The sequence below is a fragment of the Bacillus sp. FSL E2-8887 genome (genome assembly GCF_038007205.1).
Classification (GTDB): Bacteria; Bacillota; Bacilli; order Bacillales; family Bacillaceae_G; genus Bacillus_A; species Bacillus_A mycoides.
Window position 1 is genome coordinate 4875234 of sequence record NZ_JBBOWS010000001.1, and the last position, 20409, is coordinate 4895642.

23 protein-coding genes are annotated in these 20409 nt (G+C 37.9%); 1 reads left to right on the plus strand and 22 read right to left on the minus strand.

The annotated features are described in order from the left end of the window. Positions 1 to 3: 3 nt before the first annotated feature. The 3 genes from NSQ08_RS25190 to nuoA are packed head-to-tail and all read right to left on the minus strand — an operon-like array spanning position 4 to position 2230. On the minus strand, positions 4 to 1356 hold the full coding sequence (locus NSQ08_RS25190; protein WP_340779593.1) for an NADH-quinone oxidoreductase subunit C: 1353 nt from the start codon (positions 1354 to 1356) through the stop codon (positions 4 to 6). After that, entirely contained in the window at positions 1353 to 1871 is a 519-nt protein-coding gene (nuoB, locus tag NSQ08_RS25195) for an NADH-quinone oxidoreductase subunit NuoB (protein WP_002089729.1), read from the minus strand. Before nuoB ends, NSQ08_RS25190 begins: the two co-directional genes overlap by 4 nt. Further along, positions 1862 to 2230, minus strand: a complete 369-nt coding sequence (gene nuoA / locus NSQ08_RS25200) for an NADH-quinone oxidoreductase subunit NuoA (protein ID WP_000179270.1) — start codon at positions 2228 to 2230, stop codon at positions 1862 to 1864. Before nuoA ends, nuoB begins: the two co-directional genes overlap by 10 nt. 306 nt (positions 2231 to 2536) lie before the next feature. On the opposite strand from nuoA, the gene NSQ08_RS25205 reads away from it, so the two are divergent. Beyond that, positions 2537 to 5266, plus strand: coding sequence for an EAL domain-containing protein (locus tag NSQ08_RS25205; protein WP_215560116.1), 2730 nt, complete (start codon positions 2537 to 2539; stop codon positions 5264 to 5266). A gap of 17 nt (positions 5267 to 5283) precedes the next feature. Here the strand turns inward: NSQ08_RS25205 and NSQ08_RS25210 are convergent, their stop codons facing one another. The 19 genes from NSQ08_RS25210 to NSQ08_RS25300 form a co-directional block, all read right to left on the minus strand. Continuing rightward, positions 5284 to 5937, minus strand: coding sequence for a DUF975 family protein (locus tag NSQ08_RS25210; protein ID WP_061688678.1), 654 nt, complete (start codon positions 5935 to 5937; stop codon positions 5284 to 5286). 44 nt (positions 5938 to 5981) lie between these two features. Then, positions 5982 to 6767: a DUF975 family protein gene (locus tag NSQ08_RS25215; RefSeq protein ID WP_002016277.1), complete on the minus strand. Its 786-nt coding sequence runs from the start codon at positions 6765 to 6767 to the stop codon at positions 5982 to 5984. Between the two features lie 316 nt (positions 6768 to 7083). Further along, complete coding sequence (atpC, locus tag NSQ08_RS25220; protein ID WP_002016279.1) at positions 7084 to 7485, minus strand: F0F1 ATP synthase subunit epsilon; 402 nt, start codon at positions 7483 to 7485, stop codon at positions 7084 to 7086. A 20-nt stretch (positions 7486 to 7505) separates the two neighbouring features. After that, a complete protein-coding gene (gene atpD, locus NSQ08_RS25225) occupies positions 7506 to 8915 on the minus strand; it encodes a F0F1 ATP synthase subunit beta (protein WP_002016281.1) in 1410 nt (469 codons plus the stop codon). A 245-nt stretch (positions 8916 to 9160) separates the two neighbouring features. Then, positions 9161 to 10021, minus strand: a complete 861-nt coding sequence (atpG, locus tag NSQ08_RS25230; protein ID WP_002016283.1) for a F0F1 ATP synthase subunit gamma — start codon at positions 10019 to 10021, stop codon at positions 9161 to 9163. Between the two features lie 368 nt (positions 10022 to 10389). Continuing rightward, positions 10390 to 11898 (minus strand): F0F1 ATP synthase subunit alpha, encoded by a 1509-nt coding sequence (gene atpA, locus NSQ08_RS25235; RefSeq protein ID WP_002016284.1) that lies wholly within the window; start codon positions 11896 to 11898, stop codon positions 10390 to 10392. 11 nt (positions 11899 to 11909) lie between these two features. Continuing rightward, positions 11910 to 12452, minus strand: a complete 543-nt coding sequence (atpH, locus tag NSQ08_RS25240; protein WP_002130060.1) for a F0F1 ATP synthase subunit delta — start codon at positions 12450 to 12452, stop codon at positions 11910 to 11912. After that, positions 12449 to 12955 carry a F0F1 ATP synthase subunit B gene (gene atpF, locus NSQ08_RS25245; protein ID WP_002016287.1) on the minus strand — a complete coding sequence of 169 codons (507 nt, stop codon included), beginning with the start codon at positions 12953 to 12955 and terminating at the stop codon, positions 12449 to 12451. Before atpF ends, atpH begins: the two co-directional genes overlap by 4 nt. A 129-nt stretch (positions 12956 to 13084) precedes the next feature. Further along, positions 13085 to 13303 (minus strand): F0F1 ATP synthase subunit C, encoded by a 219-nt coding sequence (atpE, locus tag NSQ08_RS25250; protein WP_000052064.1) that lies wholly within the window; start codon positions 13301 to 13303, stop codon positions 13085 to 13087. 56 nt (positions 13304 to 13359) lie between these two features. Then, positions 13360 to 14079: a F0F1 ATP synthase subunit A gene (gene atpB, locus NSQ08_RS25255; RefSeq protein WP_000399874.1), complete on the minus strand. Its 720-nt coding sequence runs from the start codon at positions 14077 to 14079 to the stop codon at positions 13360 to 13362. Between the two features lie 7 nt (positions 14080 to 14086). Next, positions 14087 to 14479: an ATP synthase subunit I gene (locus tag NSQ08_RS25260; RefSeq protein ID WP_002016288.1), complete on the minus strand. Its 393-nt coding sequence runs from the start codon at positions 14477 to 14479 to the stop codon at positions 14087 to 14089. Next, positions 14479 to 14703 (minus strand): AtpZ/AtpI family protein, encoded by a 225-nt coding sequence (locus tag NSQ08_RS25265; protein WP_002089742.1) that lies wholly within the window; start codon positions 14701 to 14703, stop codon positions 14479 to 14481. Before NSQ08_RS25265 ends, NSQ08_RS25260 begins: the two co-directional genes overlap by 1 nt. Positions 14704 to 14729: 26 nt before the next feature. After that, on the minus strand, positions 14730 to 14843 hold the full coding sequence (locus NSQ08_RS25270; protein ID WP_000232963.1) for a DUF4024 domain-containing protein: 114 nt from the start codon (positions 14841 to 14843) through the stop codon (positions 14730 to 14732). A gap of 375 nt (positions 14844 to 15218) precedes the next feature. Continuing rightward, the gene (upp, locus tag NSQ08_RS25275; RefSeq protein WP_002034907.1) at positions 15219 to 15848 is read right to left on the minus strand and encodes a uracil phosphoribosyltransferase; all 630 of its coding nucleotides are present in this window, start codon (positions 15846 to 15848) and stop codon (positions 15219 to 15221) included. 273 nt (positions 15849 to 16121) lie between these two features. Next, positions 16122 to 17363, minus strand: a complete 1242-nt coding sequence (gene glyA, locus NSQ08_RS25280) for a serine hydroxymethyltransferase (RefSeq protein WP_002034906.1) — start codon at positions 17361 to 17363, stop codon at positions 16122 to 16124. A gap of 253 nt (positions 17364 to 17616) precedes the next feature. Further along, a complete protein-coding gene (locus NSQ08_RS25285) occupies positions 17617 to 18189 on the minus strand; it encodes a TIGR01440 family protein (RefSeq protein WP_002089746.1) in 573 nt (190 codons plus the stop codon). A 66-nt stretch (positions 18190 to 18255) separates the two neighbouring features. Next, on the minus strand, positions 18256 to 18699 hold the full coding sequence (rpiB, locus tag NSQ08_RS25290) for a ribose 5-phosphate isomerase B (protein ID WP_000869917.1): 444 nt from the start codon (positions 18697 to 18699) through the stop codon (positions 18256 to 18258). Between the two features lie 96 nt (positions 18700 to 18795). After that, entirely contained in the window at positions 18796 to 19236 is a 441-nt protein-coding gene (locus tag NSQ08_RS25295; protein ID WP_002191294.1) for a low molecular weight protein arginine phosphatase, read from the minus strand. 311 nt (positions 19237 to 19547) lie between these two features. Beyond that, entirely contained in the window at positions 19548 to 20045 is a 498-nt protein-coding gene (locus tag NSQ08_RS25300) for a PTS sugar transporter subunit IIA (protein ID WP_002016294.1), read from the minus strand. Positions 20046 to 20409: the final 364 nt, after the last annotated feature.

Genomic DNA, 20409 nt, shown 5'->3' on the forward strand with positions numbered 1-20409 from the left:
AAGCTACACCTCCACATCATACGGTTCATAATCCTTCCTAAGCGGATACCCCACCCAATCATCCGGCATTAAAATGCGAGATAAATTAGGATGACCTTCAAATACAATACCGAGCAAATCATACGCTTCACGCTCCGGCCAATCTGCCCCTTTCCAAAGCGGCGTCACCGATTTTACTTGCGGCGCTTCCCTATCCAGCTTTACCTTCACTGCTACTGACTGTTTCTTTCCATATGAAAATAAATGAACGTATACTTCCATATGTGTCACAAAATCCGTCGCATGTAGCTCTGACATATAATCAAAAGCAAGTCCCTCATGGAATCTTAGCAATTCCATCACTTCATAATATTTCGAAGGCTCCGCCATAAGCGTTGGAACATCTTTTGAAAGCTTATTAATATAGGAATCTACTAATGCATATTCTCCTACCCTCTCCTTAACAACCTCCACATAGCGATTTAAATATGGTTGGTTAACTGATGGTTCTTCCTGCTGCGGTTCGTCTTCTATCTTATTTACAGACCCCTTTGCCCTTGCCGCAGCAGCGGCTTTCGCTTTCGCGGCTGCAATTGCCTTTGCTTTCTCATCTCCAGAATCCCCCTCACCTTGTAAGGCTTTCTGCTTCGCTAACGCTGCTGCTTTGGCTTTTGCAGCTGCTACGGCCTTCGCTTTGGCTTTTTCTTCGTCCGTTACTTCTTCTGATCCTTCTCGCTTTTGCTTCGCTAATACCGCTACTTTTGTTTTTGCAGCTGCTGCGGCCTTTGCCTTCGCTTTGGCTTTTTCTTCGTCTGTTACTTCTTCTGATCCTTCTCGCTTCTGCTTCGCTAATACCGCTGCTTTTGCTTTTGCGGCTGCTGCGGCCTTTGCCTTTGCTTTGGCTTTTTCTTCATCCGTTACTTCTTCTGATCCTTCTCGCTTTTGCTTCGCTAATGCCGCTGCTTTTGCTTTTGCTGCTGCAGCTTTCGCCTTCGCTTTGGCTTTTTCTTCATCCGTTACTTCTTCTGATCCTTCTCGCTTTTGCTTCGCTAATGCCGCTGCTTTTGCTTTTGCGGCTGCTACAGCTTTCGCCTTCGCTTTGGCTTTTTCTTCATCCGTTACTTCTTCTGATCCTTCTCGCTTTTGCTTCGCTAATGCCGCTGCTTTTGCTTTTGCAGCTGCTGCGGCCTTTGCCTTCGCTTCTTCTACATTAATCCCCTTATCTTTTGGTAGCGCTTTCTCTTTTTCTCGATGTTCTCCTTCAAGTTTAGACATTTCCGCCCCATGTTTCGCAGCAAGACGTTTTCGCGCTTCCTCTTTCGCATGACGAGCTGCTTCTCTTTTCATGCTTTCTAAGTCTTTATTTGGATCACTCATTTATTCGTCACCTGCTTCCCGGTCCTCGCCTCGTAACGAATTTTTTCTTTTAATTTATTAATTCCATAAATTAAAGCAGCAGGATTTGGAGGGCATCCAGGAATATACACATCAACTGGTACAATTTGATCTACACCTTTCACAACAGCATACGAATTCACATACGGACCACCGGCCGTTGCACAAGATCCCATCGCAATTACCCACTTCGGTTCAGGCATTTGATCATATAGGCGCCGAACAATAGGTGCCATTTTCTTCGTTACCGTTCCTGACACAATCATGACGTCCGATTGTCTTGGTGAAGTCCGAAAAAATGACCCAAATCGATCTAAATCGTAATGTGATGAGCCTACTCCCATCATTTCAATCGCACAGCATGCCAGTCCAAATGTCATCGGCCATAAAGAGTTGCTCCGCGCCCATCCCTTCAACTGTTCCAATGTAGAAAAAAAGATATTTCTTTCTAATTCCGCTCGCTCCTGTGGGTGTAATTCCTCAAAATTTATAACCATTGTAACACCTTCTTTTTCCAAGCATACGCTAATCCAACTAGCAACATCACAACAAAAATGAGCATTTCAATCAGTGCAAATAAACCAAGTTTGTCATATGCAACAGCCCATGGGTATAAAAATAAAGTTTCTACATCAAAGATGACGAACAATAAAGCGAAAATGTAATAACGAGCATGAAACCGAATATTTGCATCATGAAAAGGCTCAATTCCACTCTCATACGTCGTCGCTTTCGCTGCACTCGGTTTGTTTGGACGCAGCATTTTCCCTAATGTAAGAGCCACTACCGGCAGCAATATACCTAATAGCAAGAAAATCAAAACGATCATATAACTATTTTCATATACACTTGCCATTGTGAAACCCTCCCCCCTGAATTAAGAACAAGTTCACATAGTAAACAATATGTCTTACTTGCATTATTTATTATTTTTAAATTTTTCTAAATAATGCAACTATTTAATTCATTATAGCAAACTTCAAATTCCTATGTCGATATATTGGGAACAGAAACAACAATTAATACTTGCTGAGCAAATCTATTTTTACAACTCATTATAAATGTGTAAAATAAATATAGAAATTCTATATGTTTTCAAGCAATCATAAAAAACATAAACTACAAAAAGGTGGTTCTTATGTATATACAGTGGGTGATATAAATGAAAAAACAAACACATGTAAGTATTCTTATAAGCATTTCATTGTTGTATATAGCTATTCATTACGTATCAATGTCCTTTTTATATGAGTACGCACTCCCATTTCAAATATTAACTGGAATAAGTACCATATTAATTGATATTACAATTTGCAGTTATATATTTTATTTTTCAAATATAAAACAAGGGTTATCTCGTTTGTTTTGGATAACATTAACTATCGGATCCTTCTCTTATTTCATCGGCGATATAGTAGTTGCTTATCAACGCTTAATTCTGCATGACTACTATACATTCGTTGATCCATCAGACTTTTTTTACTTATTATTTTTAATTAGCTTTGCATTTGCCTTTCTATATGAAATTATTTATGGCCGAGATTTATTGGAACAGCTTTTTACGATATGTGATATTTGTATTATTGTTACTGCTCAATTTACTTTAAGCTACTATTTACTTATTGAAAGAACCATTCATATTTTTACAACATCATATATCGACATGTTTGTTCAACTCACGTATCCAATGGCTGATCTACTCTTTCTTTTAATAGGAATCAACCTTTTATTCAGACCATTATCCTTACTACCAAAGCAAGTTGGTGCTCTTCTTGGCAGTGCTTTAATTTTGTATGCTACTACGGATTCTATTTATGCTTATATAAAATACTTCCAGCCTGAGCACTCTATGTTCACAGTTGCTCCATTCTATCAAGTAACCTTATTATTGGTAGCAATCGCTTGTATACTTCACACAAAAGAGCCTGAAAAACAAGAACAAATATTACTAACGCCTCAATTTGGTGAATCAATCCGATTATCATTACCGTATATTTCTGTCGTGATGCTTATTGTTTTTATATTGGTCGAAAATGTTTTTGCACCTATCGTAGTAATTGGACTTATGGTAACTTTCGCCTTCGTTCTCATACGCCATATGTTAGTTCGAAGACAAAATAAAATATTATTGCTAGCACAAATGCAATTCAGCTTAGAACTCGAGAAACAAATCGAACTACGTACAGAAGATTTAGTAGAACAAAAAAATGAGTTATATCATAACCAACAAATGTTTAAATCTTTATACGAGCATCATCCAGATCCAATTTTCACATTAGATTTGTACGGTAATTTTCTCAATGTGAACAACGCTGGAACTACTTTACTCGGTTATCAAACGAATGAATTATTAAACCAACCATACTATTCACTTATGTATGAAGAAGATTTAGAAGAAATCATTACTGCCTTTCATCACGTGAAAAAAGGGAAATCTATTTCTTTAGAAATACGGGCATATCATAAAAATAGAGATATTTACTACTTACATGTTACAGCTGTTCCCATCTTTTTAAAGGAACATATTTCTGGGGCCTATTTAATGATCAAAGATATTACAGAAAGCAAGCAGCAACAAGAGCAAATTAATTTCCTAGCATATCATGATACTTTAACGGAACTTGCAAATCGCCGTTCATTTCATCTGCAGTTAGAACAAGCAATTGTACGAGCAAAACTATCGAAAAGACCTTTTGCTGTTATGTTTCTCGATTTAGACCGTTTTAAAGTTATTAACGATACTCTCGGTCACCGGGTAGGAGATCTTCTTTTAATTGCTGTAGCAAAAAGACTAGAACGAATATCGACATCAAATATGAAACTTGCTCGGTTAGCTGGGGATGAGTTCACAATTCTTATAGAAGATTATAAAGAAGATAGAGATGTACAAAAAATAGCTGATATGATTGTACTATCTATGAATGAGCCATTCGAAATTGAAAATCAACATTTACAAATCTCGCCAAGTATCGGGATTGCAATATACCCAGAAGCAGGCGAAGATCCGTTATCTATTTTACAACATGCTGATATGGCCATGTACGAAACCAAAAATAAAGGAAAGAATGGTAGCTCACTTTATACGAAAGAGTTATATAAAAAAATGGAGCGAAAAGCTCGAATTGAAAAAGATTTACCACTTGCTTTAGTAAATAAAGAATTCTTTCTCGTCTATCAACCACAAGTTGACATTACAACGAATAAAATCATCGGTGCCGAAGCTTTAATCCGTTGGAAACATCCACTATTAGGTGACATTTCACCATGTGAGTTCATTCCAATTGTGGAAGAGACTCCGCAGGTCATCCCACTTGGGCATTGGGTGCTACGAGAATCTTGTCGTCAACTAAAAATATGGCAAAGTTTTGGATACACAAACTTAAAAATGAGTGTCAATTTATCAGCGAAAGAATTTCAACAAAATCAATTAATCGAAAATATTTCACAAATACTAAAGGACGTTAAAATTGACCCGAAAGATGTAACACTTGAACTAACAGAACGAATTGCGATGATTGATGAAAAAGAAACATTATCGAGACTAAAGCAATTAAAAGAATATGGTATTCAAACGTCCATTGATGACTTCGGTACCGGCTACTCTTCTCTTGCTTATTTATCAATTTTCCCTATCGATACATTAAAAGTACCAAAAGAATTTACACAACTAGCCGATCATCGGCCTGAAGAAAGAGCCATCGTCTCCACTATCCTTTCCCTTGCAAATACTTTAAATCTCTCTGTCGTTGCTGAAGGAATTGAAACAGAAAAACAACTTAAGTTTCTGCAAAAAAACAACTGTAAATACATGCAAGGTTACTATTTCAGTAAACCTCTAACAAGTAAACAGTTTATAAAATTCCTACAAAAAACACCCAGTATGAACCAATAGTTCACACTGGGTGTTTTTTAAAGTGTCGGAATTCTTTTTTCGTAATATTCTTCTGCAATCTCTTCGTAAAAAGCTGCTGTCGTTGTATAAAAATATGGAATCAACCATAAAAATCCAATTCCTAATGTAATACAACTTAATATAAACCAGCCAATAAAACTTAAACATAAAATGAAATACTCCATCTTATGTCCAGCCATCATACGACGACTTTCTGTAATAGCTTGATTTATTGAATACTCAGGATGATCATTTATAATAAAATACGTCATCGCATAAGAAAATGATTTAATAATGCCTGGAATAATAAATAGTAAACACCATAAGAAAATATAAATGTTCACTACTATATATAATAAAAATGACTTTATAAACTTACTTCCTTCTGTAAACCATCTAAATATATGCCCAATACGCGCTTCTTTTTCACGAATTATATGCAGTGCTAAACAATAACCCCCTAGCGTTAAAGGACCCACCAGCAATATTGTAATAACCTCTATTGAAAGTGAGCTATTCACTTCTTTCCACTCCCAAACCTGAGAGAGAAGGAACTGAATACTAAAACTAAAAGCTGAAGTAAGAATCGAAATAAGTAATGTTGCCCCAACAGCTAAGCCCCATTTTCCTTCCAGTGAATCTAGCGCTTCTCCTTTTAAATCACTAATCATACTTAACCTCCTATACGTAATAATTCTATTAGTATAGCACGTCCCTACTGCAATTCACCTTTTGCAATATAGCGATAAAAATGCGCTGTCGTTGTACCTACATATGGACTAAGCCAAAGAAATCCTATTCCAAGAGTAAGAATTGCTAAAATAGCCCATCCTATGAAGCTAAGCCATAAAAGAAATAAATCTAGTTTATGCCCCTTCATAAAGTTCTTACTTTCTTTCATCGCCTGTGAAACGCTATAATCTGGATTTTCAACCATAACATAATACGTCATCGCATAAGAAAAATACATCACAATCATTACAACAATCGAAATGGCTAATAGTACAAAGAAAGCAATTGTTAACGATACATTCCCTTCCTCACCAAAAAATGCGAATACACCTAGTAACAACATCGGAATCCACGTACCTGTATATAACAAAATCGCAAGCATAGCCCACATTGTTTTCATCATTCTTTTAAAGCCACGAAATCCTTCAAATAAATAATCTACTCTAGCATCTTCTCGTTTACTAATTTGTAGCAACACATTCGTATAACCGTATGATGTAATACCATAAGATGCATTACTCAAAATGATCATTATGCAATAAAAAATTCCAAATGTAATACCTGCCCCGACTGATATCGCTTCCTCTTCAATTGAACCCGCTAAACCAACAACTAAGAAAAATATAATAATTCCTGGAATTAAAAGTATAAGCATTGCAGCCATTGAAACAACATAACTTAAAATAATATGTAAAATCGTTGATCCAACACCTAGTCCCCATTTTCCCTTTAAAGAGTACAATGCTTCTCGTTTCATTTCACCGATCATTTGTTCATCTCCTTTATGAAATATAAATTGTTATATATTTTCTACTTATACAACAACAATATAATTATACCAATTTTGTCAGTTTATTCTATATATTAAATTGAGTTTCAGCTTCGACATTTAAATAAAACACATCTATGCATAACAAAAAACGAACCTGCAGTTCTTTTTATTTCTTGATTTTCACTTGGCATCGGGCAAAAAAAGGCTCTGACGGCTAAATGCTCTCTCCTACCTAAAGAGAGGCATTTTTTTCCCCTTTTTATTTATATCCATAACAAAAAATCCGTAAAGGCAAGAGCCCTTACGGATTTTTTTACTTCATATCAGAAACGTTTAAACGGTTCACAGCACGCTGCAAGGCCATTTCTGCACGTCTAAAGTCAACATGCGCTTGTTTATCTTGCATACGTTGCTCAGCGCGACGTTTCGATTCATTTGCACGATGGATATCGATATGGTTTGCTTCTTCAGCAGATGATGATAACACAGTTACTTTATCTGGACGAACTTCGATAAAGCCACCGCTTACTGCTACATAATCAGTGTGCCCACCATTTTTCAGACGAACCGCACTAATTTTTAAAGGTGCAACAGTTGGAATGTGACCTGGTAAGATCCCCATTTCCCCACTCTCTGCTTTTACGCTTACCATTTCTACTTCTTTTTCGTAAACCGGTCCATCAGGAGTTACAATACTGACTGGAAATGTCTTCATAATTCGTCCCTCCTAAGGCCTTACGCCATCATTTTCTTCGCGTTTTCAATAACTTCTTCAATGCTACCAACAAGACGGAACGCATCTTCTGGAAGGTCATCATATTTTCCTTCTAGAATTTCTTTGAAACCACTAACTGTATTTTTTACAGGTACGTAAGAACCTTTTTGACCTGTAAACTGTTCAGCTACGTGGAAGTTTTGTGATAAGAAGAATTGAATACGACGAGCACGATGTACAACTAACTTATCTTCTTCAGATAACTCATCCATACCTAAGATAGCGATGATATCTTGAAGCTCTTTATAACGCTGTAAAGTTTGCTGTACTTGACGAGCTACTCCATAATGCTCTTCTCCTACGATTTCTGGAGAAAGCGCACGAGATGTAGATGCTAATGGATCTACGGCTGGGTAAATACCCATTTGTGTTAAACGACGCTCTAAGTTTGTTGTTGCATCTAAGTGAGCGAACGTTGTAGCTGGTGCTGGATCCGTATAGTCATCGGCTGGTACGTATACCGCTTGGATAGACGTGATAGATCCTTTATTTGTAGATGTAATACGCTCTTGTAATTGACCCATTTCTGTTGCAAGTGTTGGCTGGTAACCTACCGCAGATGGCATACGACCAAGAAGGGCAGATACTTCAGAACCCGCTTGCGTGAAACGGAAGATGTTATCGATGAACAATAGTACGTCTTGTCCTTGCTCATCACGGAAATGTTCAGCCATTGTTAAACCTGTTAATGCAACACGTTGACGTGCTCCAGGTGGCTCGTTCATTTGTCCGAATACCATCGCAGTTTTCTTAATTACGCCAGAATCGCTCATTTCGTGGTATAAGTCGTTACCTTCACGAGTACGCTCACCTACACCAGCGAATACAGAGATACCACCGTGCTCTTGTGCGATGTTGTTAATTAATTCCTGAATTAATACTGTTTTACCTACGCCGGCACCACCGAATAGACCGATCTTACCACCCTTAATGTAAGGAGCAAGTAAGTCTACTACTTTAATACCAGTTTCAAGAATTTCTACTTTAGTAGATAACTCTTCGAATGCAGGCGCTTGACGGTGAATTGGATCACGACGTACATCCGCAGGAACATCACCATCTAAGTCAATTGCATCACCTAATACGTTAAATACACGACCAAGTGTTACATCCCCAACTGGTACAGAGATTGCTTTACCAGTATCTTCTACTTCTGTGCCACGAACAAGTCCATCTGTGGAAGACATTGCAACTGTACGAACTGTGTCATCACCTAAATGAAGTGCAACTTCAAATGTTAAGTTAATGCTTGCTCCGTTTTCGTTGCTTTGTTTTACCGTAAGGGCGTTGTAGATTTCTGGTAGCTTTCCGCCATCAAACTTAACGTCTACAACCGGACCCATGATTTGCGTAACGCGCCCTTTATTCATCGGGTTCCCTCCTAGCTTTCTTTTAATTAGCCAGCTTTCTAAGAGAAGTCGGCTTTTAATTTTTATTAGTTTATAGCTTACGCGACTCTCCTGTTCTGGACGAACCGCTTCCGCTTTTTATTGAATCTAGTTCCAGCGGCTAGAACAGTCGGTCATTTCGCGCCTTCCTACGAGGCCAAAAGCGCCTCTTCGTCAGGAGCTCCAATGCCCTCCCCTTCTGAGCAAGCCACCTACGCTTTTTAATACTATTCTAACGCTGCTACTCCACCAACGATTTCCGTAATTTCTTGCGTAATCGCTGCTTGACGCGCACGGTTGAATGAAAGTGTAAGTGAATCGATAACTTCCATTGCGTTGTCTGTAGCACTCTTCATTGCTGTCATACGCGCCGCGTGCTCACTTGCTTTACCGTCTAGTAATGCACCGTACACTAAGCTTTCTGCGTATTGTGGCAATAATACTTTTAAAATTTCTTCTTCAGAAGGTTCGAATTCATAAGCTGTCGTCGGTTTATCAGACGCCACATCCGTAAGCGGTAAAATTTTATTTTCCGTTACTTCTTGTGAAATTTTACTTACATAATGATTGTAGTAAATATACAGCTCATCATAAGCACCATCTGCGAACATCGCAATTGCTCGAGAAGCAATATCTTTAATATCAGTAAATGATGGGTGGTCAGATAATCCAACTACTTCATCAATGATATTAAAGCCGCGACGTTTTAAATAATCACGTCCTAGTCGTCCAAGCACAATAATTGAATATTGGTTTGAATCCATATTATGACGTTCACGAATTACGTTACTTACTGTACGTAATACGTTACTGTTATAACCACCTGCTAGTCCGCGATCAGATGTAATAACGATGTACCCTGTACGCTTTACAGGACGCGCATTTAGCATTGGATGATTAATCCCTTTACTTCCTTGCGCAATGCTCGCTACTACTTCTTGAATCTTTTCCATATACGGAACGAAAGATTTAGCATTTTGTTCTGCACGGTTTAACTTAGATGCAGATACCATCTCCATCGCTTTCGTAATTTGACTCGTTTTCTTTGTCGAGTTAATCTTCGCTTTTATATCGCGTAAAGATGCCACAGTTTTCACCACCTTTTTTCCGGAAGTTGGCACGATTAGTAAGAATCCTCTTCCTAATCTACGTTGCAAGATATTCTTGCTCATGATTGAAGGAAAAGAATAGGTGCACCTACTCTTTTCCTTTACATAACCGTCAGCAATCTCAAAGTTTGAGATGCCTTTATATTATCTAGCTCCAGCGGCTTGAATGCTCGGTGGCTTCACTTCTTCCCCTCACATTCAGAACGAGCCGCTTCCGCTTTTATTTATCTAGTTCCGTCTCCTAGCCCCTTTCGTCTAAGAACCTTCCCCACCAAAAGGTAGAAAGCACCTTTTGTGGGAAAGAACCTTAGCCGATGGGGCTGAACAGTCGACTTCACTTTTAATTATTATTCAGAAGCTACGAATACTTTTTTAAATCCGTTAATTGCTGCTGCAAATTTGTCGTCATCCGCAAGTTTCTTAGTTGTGCGAATTTCGCTTAATAAGTCAGTTGCATTTGAATCTAACCAAGCATGGAATTCTTCTTCGAAACGAGTGATATCTACTACTGGGATATCATCTAGGAATCCACGTGTTAAAGCGTAAAGAATGATAACTTGTTTCTCTACACGTAACGGTTTGTGTAATCCTTGTTTTAATACCTCAACTGTACGAGCACCACGGTTTAATTTCGCTTGTGTTGCTTTATCAAGGTCAGAACCGAACTGAGCGAACGCTTCTAACTCACGATAAGATGCAAGGTCAAGACGAAGTGTACCTGATACTTTACTCATCGCTTTAATCTGAGCTGATCCACCTACACGAGATACAGAAGTACCCGCATCGATTGCTGGACGTACGCCAGAGAAGAATAGGTCAGATTGTAAGAAGATTTGTCCATCCGTAATAGAAATTACGTTTGTTGGGATGTAAGCTGATACGTCCCCTGCTTGTGTTTCGATGAAAGGTAGTGCAGTTAAAGAACCGCCGCCTCTTGCATCACTTAATTTTGCTGCACGCTCTAATAAGCGAGAATGTAAGTAGAATACATCCCCTGGATATGCTTCACGACCTGGAGGACGACGTAATAGTAATGAAAGCTCACGGTAAGCCGCTGCTTGTTTTGATAAGTCATCATATACTACTAATACGTGTTTACCATTGTACATGAACTCTTCACCCATTGTTACACCAGCGTAAGGAGCTAGGTATAATAATGGAGCTGGTTGAGAAGCTGATGCAGTTACAACGATTGTGTAATCTAATGCACCGTGCTTACGTAGTGTTTCTACTACGTTACGTACTGTTGATTCTTTTTGTCCGATAGCTACATAGATACAAATCATATCTTCATCTTTTTGGTTAATGATCGTATCAAGTGCAACTGCTGTTTTACCTGTTTGGCGGTCACCGATGATTAACTCACGTTGACCACGGCCAATTGGTACAAGAGCATCGATCGCTTTAATACCTGTTTGAAGTGGCTCATGAACAGATTTACGATCCATTACACCTGGTGCTGGACTTTCGATTGGACGAGTGTTTGTTGTATTGATTGGGCCTAAACCATCAACTGGTTGACCTAATGGGTTTACAACACGACCGATTAGTTCTTTTCCTACTGGTACTTGCATGATGCGACCAGTACGACGAACTTCGTCACCTTCACGGATTTCTGTGTAAGGTCCTAAAATAATGATACCTACGTTGTTTTCCTCTAAGTTTTGTGCTAGTCCCATAACGCCGTTAGAGAACTCTACAAGTTCACCAGCCATAACGTTATCAAGACCATGAGCACGCGCAATACCGTCACCGACTTGGATAACTGTACCAACATCACTAACTTCGATTTCAGACTGATAGTTCTCGATTTGTTGCTTTATCAGTGCGCTAATTTCTTCAGCTCTGATGCTCATGTGCTTCACCCCTATCTATTCTTCATTAATTCACGCTGAATACGTGCTAATTTTCCTTGTAAGCTTCCGTCGTAAATGCGATTTCCAATACGTACTTTAATGCCGCCTAGTAAATCTTCATCCACAACATTTTTCACGCGAATTGCATCTTTTCCTGTTTTTTTTGCAAATGCTTCTGCAATGTTAAGTTTTTCTTCTTCCGATAGAAGACGAATAGAATATACAGTTGCATCCGCTACGTTACGTTCTTCATTAGCAAGAACAACATATTCATTTGCAATTTCAGGTAGGATATCAATACGCTTGTTATCAATTAAAATATATAACGTATTTAAAATAGATTCAGAAACAGATGCGAATACGTTTGCAAGAAACGTTTTCTTCTGCTCTTTTGAAATGTTCGGTTGCGTTAAAAAGCTATGTAGTTCTCCGTTCTTTGTAAAAACGTTTTGTACAAGGCGTAATTCCTCTTCAAACATTTCTAATACGTGTTTTTCTTTTGCAATTTTGAAAAGAGCGACAGCATAACGTTTTGCTACAATCCCATTGCTCATCGCGCTTCTCCTACTTCTTTAATATAATCGCGAATTAACTTCACTTGATCTTCTTCTTTTAATTCTTTTTCAATTACTTTAGAAGCAATATGAACAGATAAAGAAGCAACTTGTTCTTGTAAAGCAGCAATCGCTTGCTCTTTTTCGCGTTGAATTTCTTGTACAGCAGATGTTTTAATTGATTCTGCTTCTTCTTTCGCAGCAGCAACAATAACATCCTTTTGATCTACAGCTTGTTTCTTCGCTCTTTCGATTAACTCTTGTGCTTCAACACGCGATTGTTTTAACATTTCACGTTGTTCTTCTACTAATTTCTTCGCTTCAGCATTACTTCTTTCTGCAGCGTCGATTTCATTAGTAACATGCTCTTCACGTTCTTTCATAATTCCCATTAAAGGACCCCACGCGAATTTGCGTAGCATTACTAATAGAAGTAAGAAAATGAACAATGTATAAGCAATCGTTCCAAATGGAATGGAAGCCCCTAATAATAAAGTTGGCACAAGGATTCACTCCCTTCAAAATATCTAAATTGATCATATGAAAAAAAAAGACATACGTTTCGTTCATAAAGCAATGGCGAAGAAAGTTCGGAAAAACACTCTTCGCCATCTATGTAAGGGGAGTCTCCCTTATTTGTTCATTACGATGAAAGCAATAACTACACCGATAATTGGAAGTGCCTCAACTAATGCAACCCCGATGAACATAATTGTTTGAAGTGCGCCTTTTAATTCTGGTTGACGAGCAACACCTTCGATTGTACGTGATACGATAAGACCGTTACCAATACCTGCACCTAATGCTGATAAACCAATTGCAATTGCAGCTGCGATTACACCTAAACTCATTTAATTTGTCCTCCTTTGTATTATAAAAAAATAAATTTTTTCTTACTTAAATTATATTAATGGTCATGGCTTACTTTATGAGCCATATAAACCATCGTTAACATTACGAAAATAAATGACTGGATTGAACCAACGAATACGCTGAATCCCATCCATGCTAACATCGGTACAAGTGCACCTAATGCTCCTAAGAATGATGCCCCGCCTAACTTAGCAAGTAATCCTAATAAGATTTCACCTGCGTAAATGTTACCAAATAAACGAAGACCTAACGTTAATGTGTTAGCAAACTCCTCAATAACCTTTAATGGGAATAAGAATTTCATAGGTTGGAAATAACCTTTAACATATTCTTTCGTACCCTTCATCTTAATTCCATAATAATGGGTGAGGGTAACTACCATCACGGCTAATGTTAATGCAACTGCTGGATCAGACGTTGGTGATCTCCACCATGCAATATGTTCGCCAGCCTCAACTGTTGAATACATGAATGGTAAACCAAGGAAGTTCGATACGATGATAAACATGATGAGCGTAACGCCAAGCGTTAAGAAACGTCCACCTGTTTTCCAATCCATCGTACTATTGATAATCCCTTTCACGAAGTCAAACACCCATTCCATGAAATTTTGCATCCCGGTTGGGCGAAGCGCTAAGCTGCGAGTTCCGATAACAGCGATTAAGAAAACAATAACTGCTGCTACAGTAACCATCATAACTGATGACAAATCGAACGTTAAACCTAGAAATTCAACTAATTTACCGTGTTCCACTAGTAATTCACCTCTCTTCCCTGCTCGTATACTCTAAATAAAGAAAATCTATGATCATGACAAGGTATCCTGTCAGCAATCCTACACCTAAGCCCCACATCGCAATTAACTCTTGATATTTGGCTGCAAATAAAATTAATAACCCAATCGTGGCGAATCTTGAATATGTACTTACCGCTGTCGCCTTAAACTTCACGTTTTCTCCATTTGTTACGCGATCTAATAGCTTGTCTGTTCTACGTGCAATGATGCGCAAACTAAGAAAACTGAAAATCGTTCCGATAATCAGTCCAAGAAATACATCCTTGTAAGAGGTAATTCCCCATCCTAGCACTAGAAGCGCAAGCAAGTAGTACATATATTTCTTTTGTCGTTGGACAAGTCCATGTACGTCTATCATCATTGCTCTCCCGAATAGTAATGTTGAATGAGTCGAATCATTGCGTATACCCCTGTTCCTAACCCGAGTAATAACCCTATAATAAGAAACAACGGAAACGTTCCAACCTTATTATCAATCCATTGCCCACCAAAGATTCCGATAAGAATAGAACCAACTAACTGAGCAAGTATTCCTGACATTAAAGCATACGCTTTTATATGGCTGCGATCGTTTTTTTGCAAGGATTCATCCCTCCAATATGTAACCCTCATTCACGATGTGTTAATAATAACTCATTTTTCTGCATAAATTCTATACAAAATAAAAAGTTTACATTTTCGTCACGGAATAGATGCATTTTTGTCACTGAAAGCCCTACCATCTATCCCCGTTGTTAGCATACAATAGGGTATTAACAGTGTCAACGAGAAATCGTAAAAAATCAAAAAATTTGAGTATTAGGCATTTCCTCCCAAAAATGAAAACGTTCCCCTTCTAAATACTGGTTAGAGATATGCAATTTCTAACAGTTTTCTCTTTATAATAGAAGAAAATGTTCACAAGTTTGTCACTATTATATTTTTAAGATATAGCGCTTTCCTTCCATAATATAGTGTCCCCGAGACGTAAGACTTCTATATTATATGTGATGTGTATATAACTTATGTTGTATATACCCTGTATATTTATCTCCCCCTCCCCCGTGCGCTGAGGGCGAAAAAAAAACGAGCGGGGAATCCCCCTCTCGTCTGTTGTCTTACTTCGTTCCGAATAAACGGTCACCAGCATCACCAAGACCTGGAACTACATAACCATGGTCATTTAACTTCTCATCTAATGCCGCTACATAAATATCAACATCAGGATGCTCTTCCTGCACTACTTTTACTCCTTCTGGAGCAGCTACGATACACATTAATTTAATTTGCTTTGCACCGCGCTTTTTCAGAGAATTAATTGCTTCAGCCGCAGAACCACCTGTTGCTAGCATCGGATCTAGTACGATAAAGTCACGCTCTTCTACATCCGTTGGAAGTTTCACATAGTATTCTACCGGTTGCAATGTTTCAGGGTCACGGTATAAACCAACGTGTCCTACTTTTGCTGCTGGAATTAATTTCAGAATTCCATCAACCATTCCTAAACCTGCACGTAAAATCGGAATTAAACCAAGTTTTTTACCAGCGATCACTTTTGTTGTCGCTTTGCTTACAGGTGTTTCAATTTCAATGTCTTCAAGTGGAAGGTCACGAGTAATCTCGAAAGCCATTAAGCTTGCTACTTCGTCCACTAATTCACGAAAATCTTTCGTACCTGTATTCTTATCGCGAATATATGTAATCTTATGTTGAATTAACGGGTGATCAAATACATACAGTTTTCCCATGTGAATCTCTCCTTTAGATGATATTCATGCGTTTACACGCTTCTTTACACTATTTACGATTGTAAAGAAAACGCTACTAATATTCAAGGGCAAATTTGGTAAAATCATGATTTTACGATGAATCTATCTAGTATCTTTACCAATTATGGGAGCTGTATCCTTCATTATATCGCCAAAATTTATTCATCATTTGTATACATACTTTAAAAACAATATATGTCCACAAAAAAAGACTACTAAAACAATTACGTTTCAGCAGTCTTTTTTAATCTATTATAGATTTGTATACATTGGGAATTTGCTCGTTAACGCTTCTACACGTTTGCGCGCTTCTTCTAGTTCAGCTTCATTCTCATGATTTTTTAATGTATGAGCAATAATTGCTGCAATCTCATCCATTTCTTCTAAACCGAAATCACGTGATGTTACCGCCGCTGTACCGATACGTACACCGCTTGTTACAAATGGGCTTGCTGTTTCAAATGGAATCGTATTTTTATTCACTGTAATACCAACTTCATCTAATACGTGCTCTGCTACTTTACCTGTAATTTCCAAGTTACGAACATCAATTAAGATTAAATGATTGTCTGTTCCACCAGAAACAAGTGTAAGTCCTTCCTTTTGAAGGCCTTCAGCTAAACGATTCGCATTATTAATGATATTTTGTGCATATGTTTTAAACTCATCTTGTAGTGTCTCACCAAATGCAACAGCTTTTGCAGCAATTACATGCATAAGTGGGCCACCTTGAATACCAGGGAAGATTGATTTATCAATTTGTTTTGCAAATTGCTCTTCACATAAAATCATACCGCCACGTGGGCCACGTAATGTTTTATGTGTTGTTGTTGTAACAAAATGTGCATGTGGTACTGGATTTGGATGTAAACCAGCTGCTACTAAACCGGCGATATGTGCCATATCAACCATTAAGTACGCGCCCACTTCATCTGCAATCTCACGGAATCGTTTGAAATCGATAACACGAGGATATGCACTTGCACCTGCAACGATTAATTTTGGTTTATGTTCTTTCGCTTTTGCTAATACATCATCGTAATTAATACGGTGAGATTCAGCATCCACGCCATATTCTACGAAATTATATTGTACTCCACTGAAGTTAACAGGGCTTCCGTGTGTTAAGTGACCACCATGAGATAAATTCATGCCAAGTACTGTATCGCCTTGCTCTAAAATCGTGAAGTATACTGCCATGTTCGCTTGTGCACCAGAATGTGGTTGAACATTTACATGCTCTGCGCCAAAAATTTCTTTCGCGCGATCACGTGCGATATCTTCTACTACGTCTACGTGTTCACAACCACCATAGTAACGTTTTCCAGGATATCCTTCAGCATACTTATTCGTTAGAACAGAACCTTGCGCCTCCATTACTGCTTCACTTACGAAGTTTTCCGAAGCAATTAACTCGATCTTTGAACGCTGTCTTCCTAGTTCTGCCTCAATTGCAGCAAATACCTTTTCATCTTGACGTTTTAAATGATTCACCAAAATCCCCCTTTTCTGAACGAATTACATCAATTCCCAATAGTTTTTTCTCATTTATTCAGAAAAAACGAAAATTCAGGTTGTAATTCTTTCGAACCTTCATGTTTTCAACTACATTCTAACATGACTTTCTATATCATAAAAGAAAAAAAAAGACCAAAATTGGTCTTTTCTTTCTTCTATTATAAAGTCAGACCACATACCTTTTACCTTTCGATATACAGCTGTTATAAGACTTTATAATTTTTCATGTTTAACGGCAAGGAATAGCTTCTTCATTTGCCGCATAAACGGCACGTGCTCCACCTATTAGTTTCCCACGTGTTTTCGCCATCGTTACATGCGCACTTCCTATTTCCTTCACACTTGTACGAACCGGTACAGCTACATGCTTTAAATGCATACCGATAAATGTATCGCCGATATCCATTCCTGCATCTGCTTTAATAAACTCAATTACTACCGGATCTTTAAAATTGTGATACGCATACGTCGCTAATGCACCACCTGCTGATCTAACAGGCGTAACTGTTACAATTTCAAATTGATATTTCATCGCTACATCTCTCTCAACTACTAAAGCACGATTTAAATGCTCACAACATTGAAACGCCAATTCAATACCTGTTCTCTCTTGAAATTGTTTTAATTCAGAAAAAATCGCCTCTGCCACTTCCATCGTTCCTGATGTTCCAATTCTTTCACCTAGCACTTCGCTCGTGCTACACCCCACTACAAAAATTTGGCCTCTTTGCAGCGTGGCTTGTTCTTGGAAATCAGAAAGCGACATTTGTAGCTGTTCTCTTACCTTTACGATTTCTGTCATTACGCCTCTTCCTTTCACAGGTTGGTTCACCAAATTATATTTCATACTACTTATAGTTAGAATCTATTACTTTGTTTCGTACGTTTTAATTTTTCCTACGCGGTTTTCGTGACGGCCACCTTCATAGTCAGTTGTTAGCCAAATTTTCGCGATATCACGCGCTAGACCAGCTCCAATTACACGCTCGCCCATCGCTAACATGTTAGTGTCATTATGCTCTCTCGTCGCTTTCGCACTGAAAGTATCATGAACTAATGCACAACGAATACCATTTACTTTGTTTGCTGCGATTGACATACCAATGCCTGTCCCGCAAACTAAAATACCACGATCCACTTCACCATTCGCGACCATTTCTGCTGCTGGAAACGCAAAATCAGGGTAATCAACAGAACCAGCTTCACATTCACAACCTAAATCAATATATTCAATATTTAACTCTTCTAATAAACTTACAAGTTCTTTACGGATATTCATACCGCCGTGATCAGATGCTACTACTACTTTCATTTTTACCCCTCCGAAGTTTCAATCAATTATCTTCATTTCACACTCGCTACCTTAATGGAACAAAGTGATCTCCAATATCGTATTATACACGAAACATCAACCTTCTGAATGCTTTTTCAGTAAAGTCTGTACAAGTTTTTCCATCTCTTCTAACGTTTCTTTATAAATAGAAAGCGATCCGCCAAATGGATCTGAAATATCCTTACTTATACCCTTAGTTAATCCATATAATGTATCCAATTTCTTTTCCACGCTCGGATAATACCCAAGTACAGTTTGCTTATGGTTTTCCGTCATTGTTACTACAATATCCGCCCAATCAACCAAAGTATCGTTTACCTGCTGCGCGGCATGATCGATTACAATTCCTTTTTCAGCTAAAGCTTCCTTTGCATGTATCGACACATCGCTTCCAGGATAGGCGAAAACACCAGCAGATTGCACTTCAAATTTACCTTCTCCATAATGACGAAGCAAAGCCTCAGCCATCGGACTACGGCATGTATTTCCAGTGCAAACAAATAACACCCGTTTCATCTAAACCCACCCCTTTTTTTCTGTTTCCTACATTTATCCCGATTGGTGAAGGCTAATAATCAGCGGGGGATGAACACCCTCCACTCATTAAAGTTTCACTTTATCATAGCGTACATTAGAATAGAACAAAAGAAATGTGAACATACGAAAGGCGCATTTCTCTTATATTTTTTCTAAGAAAAATGCGCCTTATCCACATATATGAAACCCTATTTCCAAGTGCCCAAAATATTTTACCATACATAATGAACACACTACGAAACAAAATAAGGAATCCATTTCATATGAAACGGATTCCTTCTATCAAATAATTATTTCATTGTAACTTTCATTACTTCTGTTGAACCTTTTGTAGCTGTTACACCTACAGTTGTCTTAATAGACTCAGCTGCATCTGTGTTTGTAATAACGATTGGAGTAATTGTGCTTTTCGCTTTTTCACGAATTAATTCTAAGTCGAATGAGATTAATTTATCTCCAGCTTTTACAGCTTGTCCTTCAGAAACGTGAGCTTCGAAACCTTCACCTTCCATTTTTACAGTTTCTAATCCAACGTGGATTAAAATTTCTGTACCGTTTTTCGCTTTAATTCCAATAGCATGTTTCGTGTGGAATAATTGTACGATTTCACCATCAACTGGAGATACAACTACACCTTCAGTAGGATCGATCGCAACACCGTCACCCATCATACGACCAGCGAATACTGGATCTGGTACTTCTTCAATATTTTTCACTGCTCCAGTTAATGGAGCTACGATTGTTTCTTCATTTGTTTTTGAACCAAAACCGAATAATTTTTTAAACATAGGATAGTCCTCCTTATAATTTACCTAAAAGTTTATAGGGCAATCTCTATTCAAGATCGAAATACACGTAAGACTTCATACTTCGAATGTTATATTGTAAAAACTCTTTCGAAATAAATCATGTCATTACTACTAGACTCTTATTGTAGCGCTTCACAAAATCCCAGTCAATTCTGATTGTCTGAATAACAATGAGAAGTTAACTTCTACTTATATTTTCTCTTTTTTCCACTCACTTGTCTAGAGGTCTTTACTACATTTTATTTTTTGTTGTTAATTTGTAAAATTCCTTTCAAATTTTTGTTGAAACTAACTTGACTAAAGTAAGTAACTATTTTATTATTACTTACATAAGATAAGTTAA

Excerpts from the sequence above, each read along its gene's own strand:
- NSQ08_RS25205 (WP_215560116.1), top strand. The coding sequence starts at position 2,537 with ATGAAAAAACAAACACATGTAAGTATTCTTATAAGCATTTCATTGTTG.
- NSQ08_RS25270 (WP_000232963.1), bottom strand. The coding sequence starts at position 14,843 with ATGGTAGGGCTTTCAGTGACAAAAATGCATCTATTCCGTGACGAAAAT.
- NSQ08_RS25190 (WP_340779593.1), bottom strand. The coding sequence starts at position 1,356 with ATGAGTGATCCAAATAAAGACTTAGAAAGCATGAAAAGAGAAGCAGCT.
- atpE (WP_000052064.1), bottom strand. The coding sequence starts at position 13,303 with ATGAGTTTAGGTGTAATCGCAGCTGCAATTGCAATTGGTTTATCAGCA.
- NSQ08_RS25215 (WP_002016277.1), bottom strand. The coding sequence starts at position 6,767 with ATGATCGGTGAAATGAAACGAGAAGCATTGTACTCTTTAAAGGGAAAA.
- nuoA (WP_000179270.1), bottom strand. The coding sequence starts at position 2,230 with ATGGCAAGTGTATATGAAAATAGTTATATGATCGTTTTGATTTTCTTG.
- NSQ08_RS25260 (WP_002016288.1), bottom strand. The coding sequence starts at position 14,479 with ATGATAGACGTACATGGACTTGTCCAACGACAAAAGAAATATATGTAC.
- atpD (WP_002016281.1), bottom strand. The coding sequence starts at position 8,915 with ATGAATAAAGGGCGCGTTACGCAAATCATGGGTCCGGTTGTAGACGTT.
- atpA (WP_002016284.1), bottom strand. The coding sequence starts at position 11,898 with ATGAGCATCAGAGCTGAAGAAATTAGCGCACTGATAAAGCAACAAATC.
- rpiB (WP_000869917.1), bottom strand. The coding sequence starts at position 18,699 with ATGAAAGTAGTAGTAGCATCTGATCACGGCGGTATGAATATCCGTAAA.
- NSQ08_RS25285 (WP_002089746.1), bottom strand. The coding sequence starts at position 18,189 with ATGACAGAAATCGTAAAGGTAAGAGAACAGCTACAAATGTCGCTTTCT.
- NSQ08_RS25300 (WP_002016294.1), bottom strand. The coding sequence starts at position 20,045 with ATGTTTAAAAAATTATTCGGTTTTGGTTCAAAAACAAATGAAGAAACA.
- atpH (WP_002130060.1), bottom strand. The coding sequence starts at position 12,452 with ATGAGCAATGGGATTGTAGCAAAACGTTATGCTGTCGCTCTTTTCAAA.
- NSQ08_RS25295 (WP_002191294.1), bottom strand. The coding sequence starts at position 19,236 with ATGAAACGGGTGTTATTTGTTTGCACTGGAAATACATGCCGTAGTCCG.
- nuoB (WP_002089729.1), bottom strand. The coding sequence starts at position 1,871 with ATGGTTATAAATTTTGAGGAATTACACCCACAGGAGCGAGCGGAATTA.
- atpC (WP_002016279.1), bottom strand. The coding sequence starts at position 7,485 with ATGAAGACATTTCCAGTCAGTATTGTAACTCCTGATGGACCGGTTTAC.
- upp (WP_002034907.1), bottom strand. The coding sequence starts at position 15,848 with ATGGGAAAACTGTATGTATTTGATCACCCGTTAATTCAACATAAGATT.
- NSQ08_RS25210 (WP_061688678.1), bottom strand. The coding sequence starts at position 5,937 with ATGATTAGTGATTTAAAAGGAGAAGCGCTAGATTCACTGGAAGGAAAA.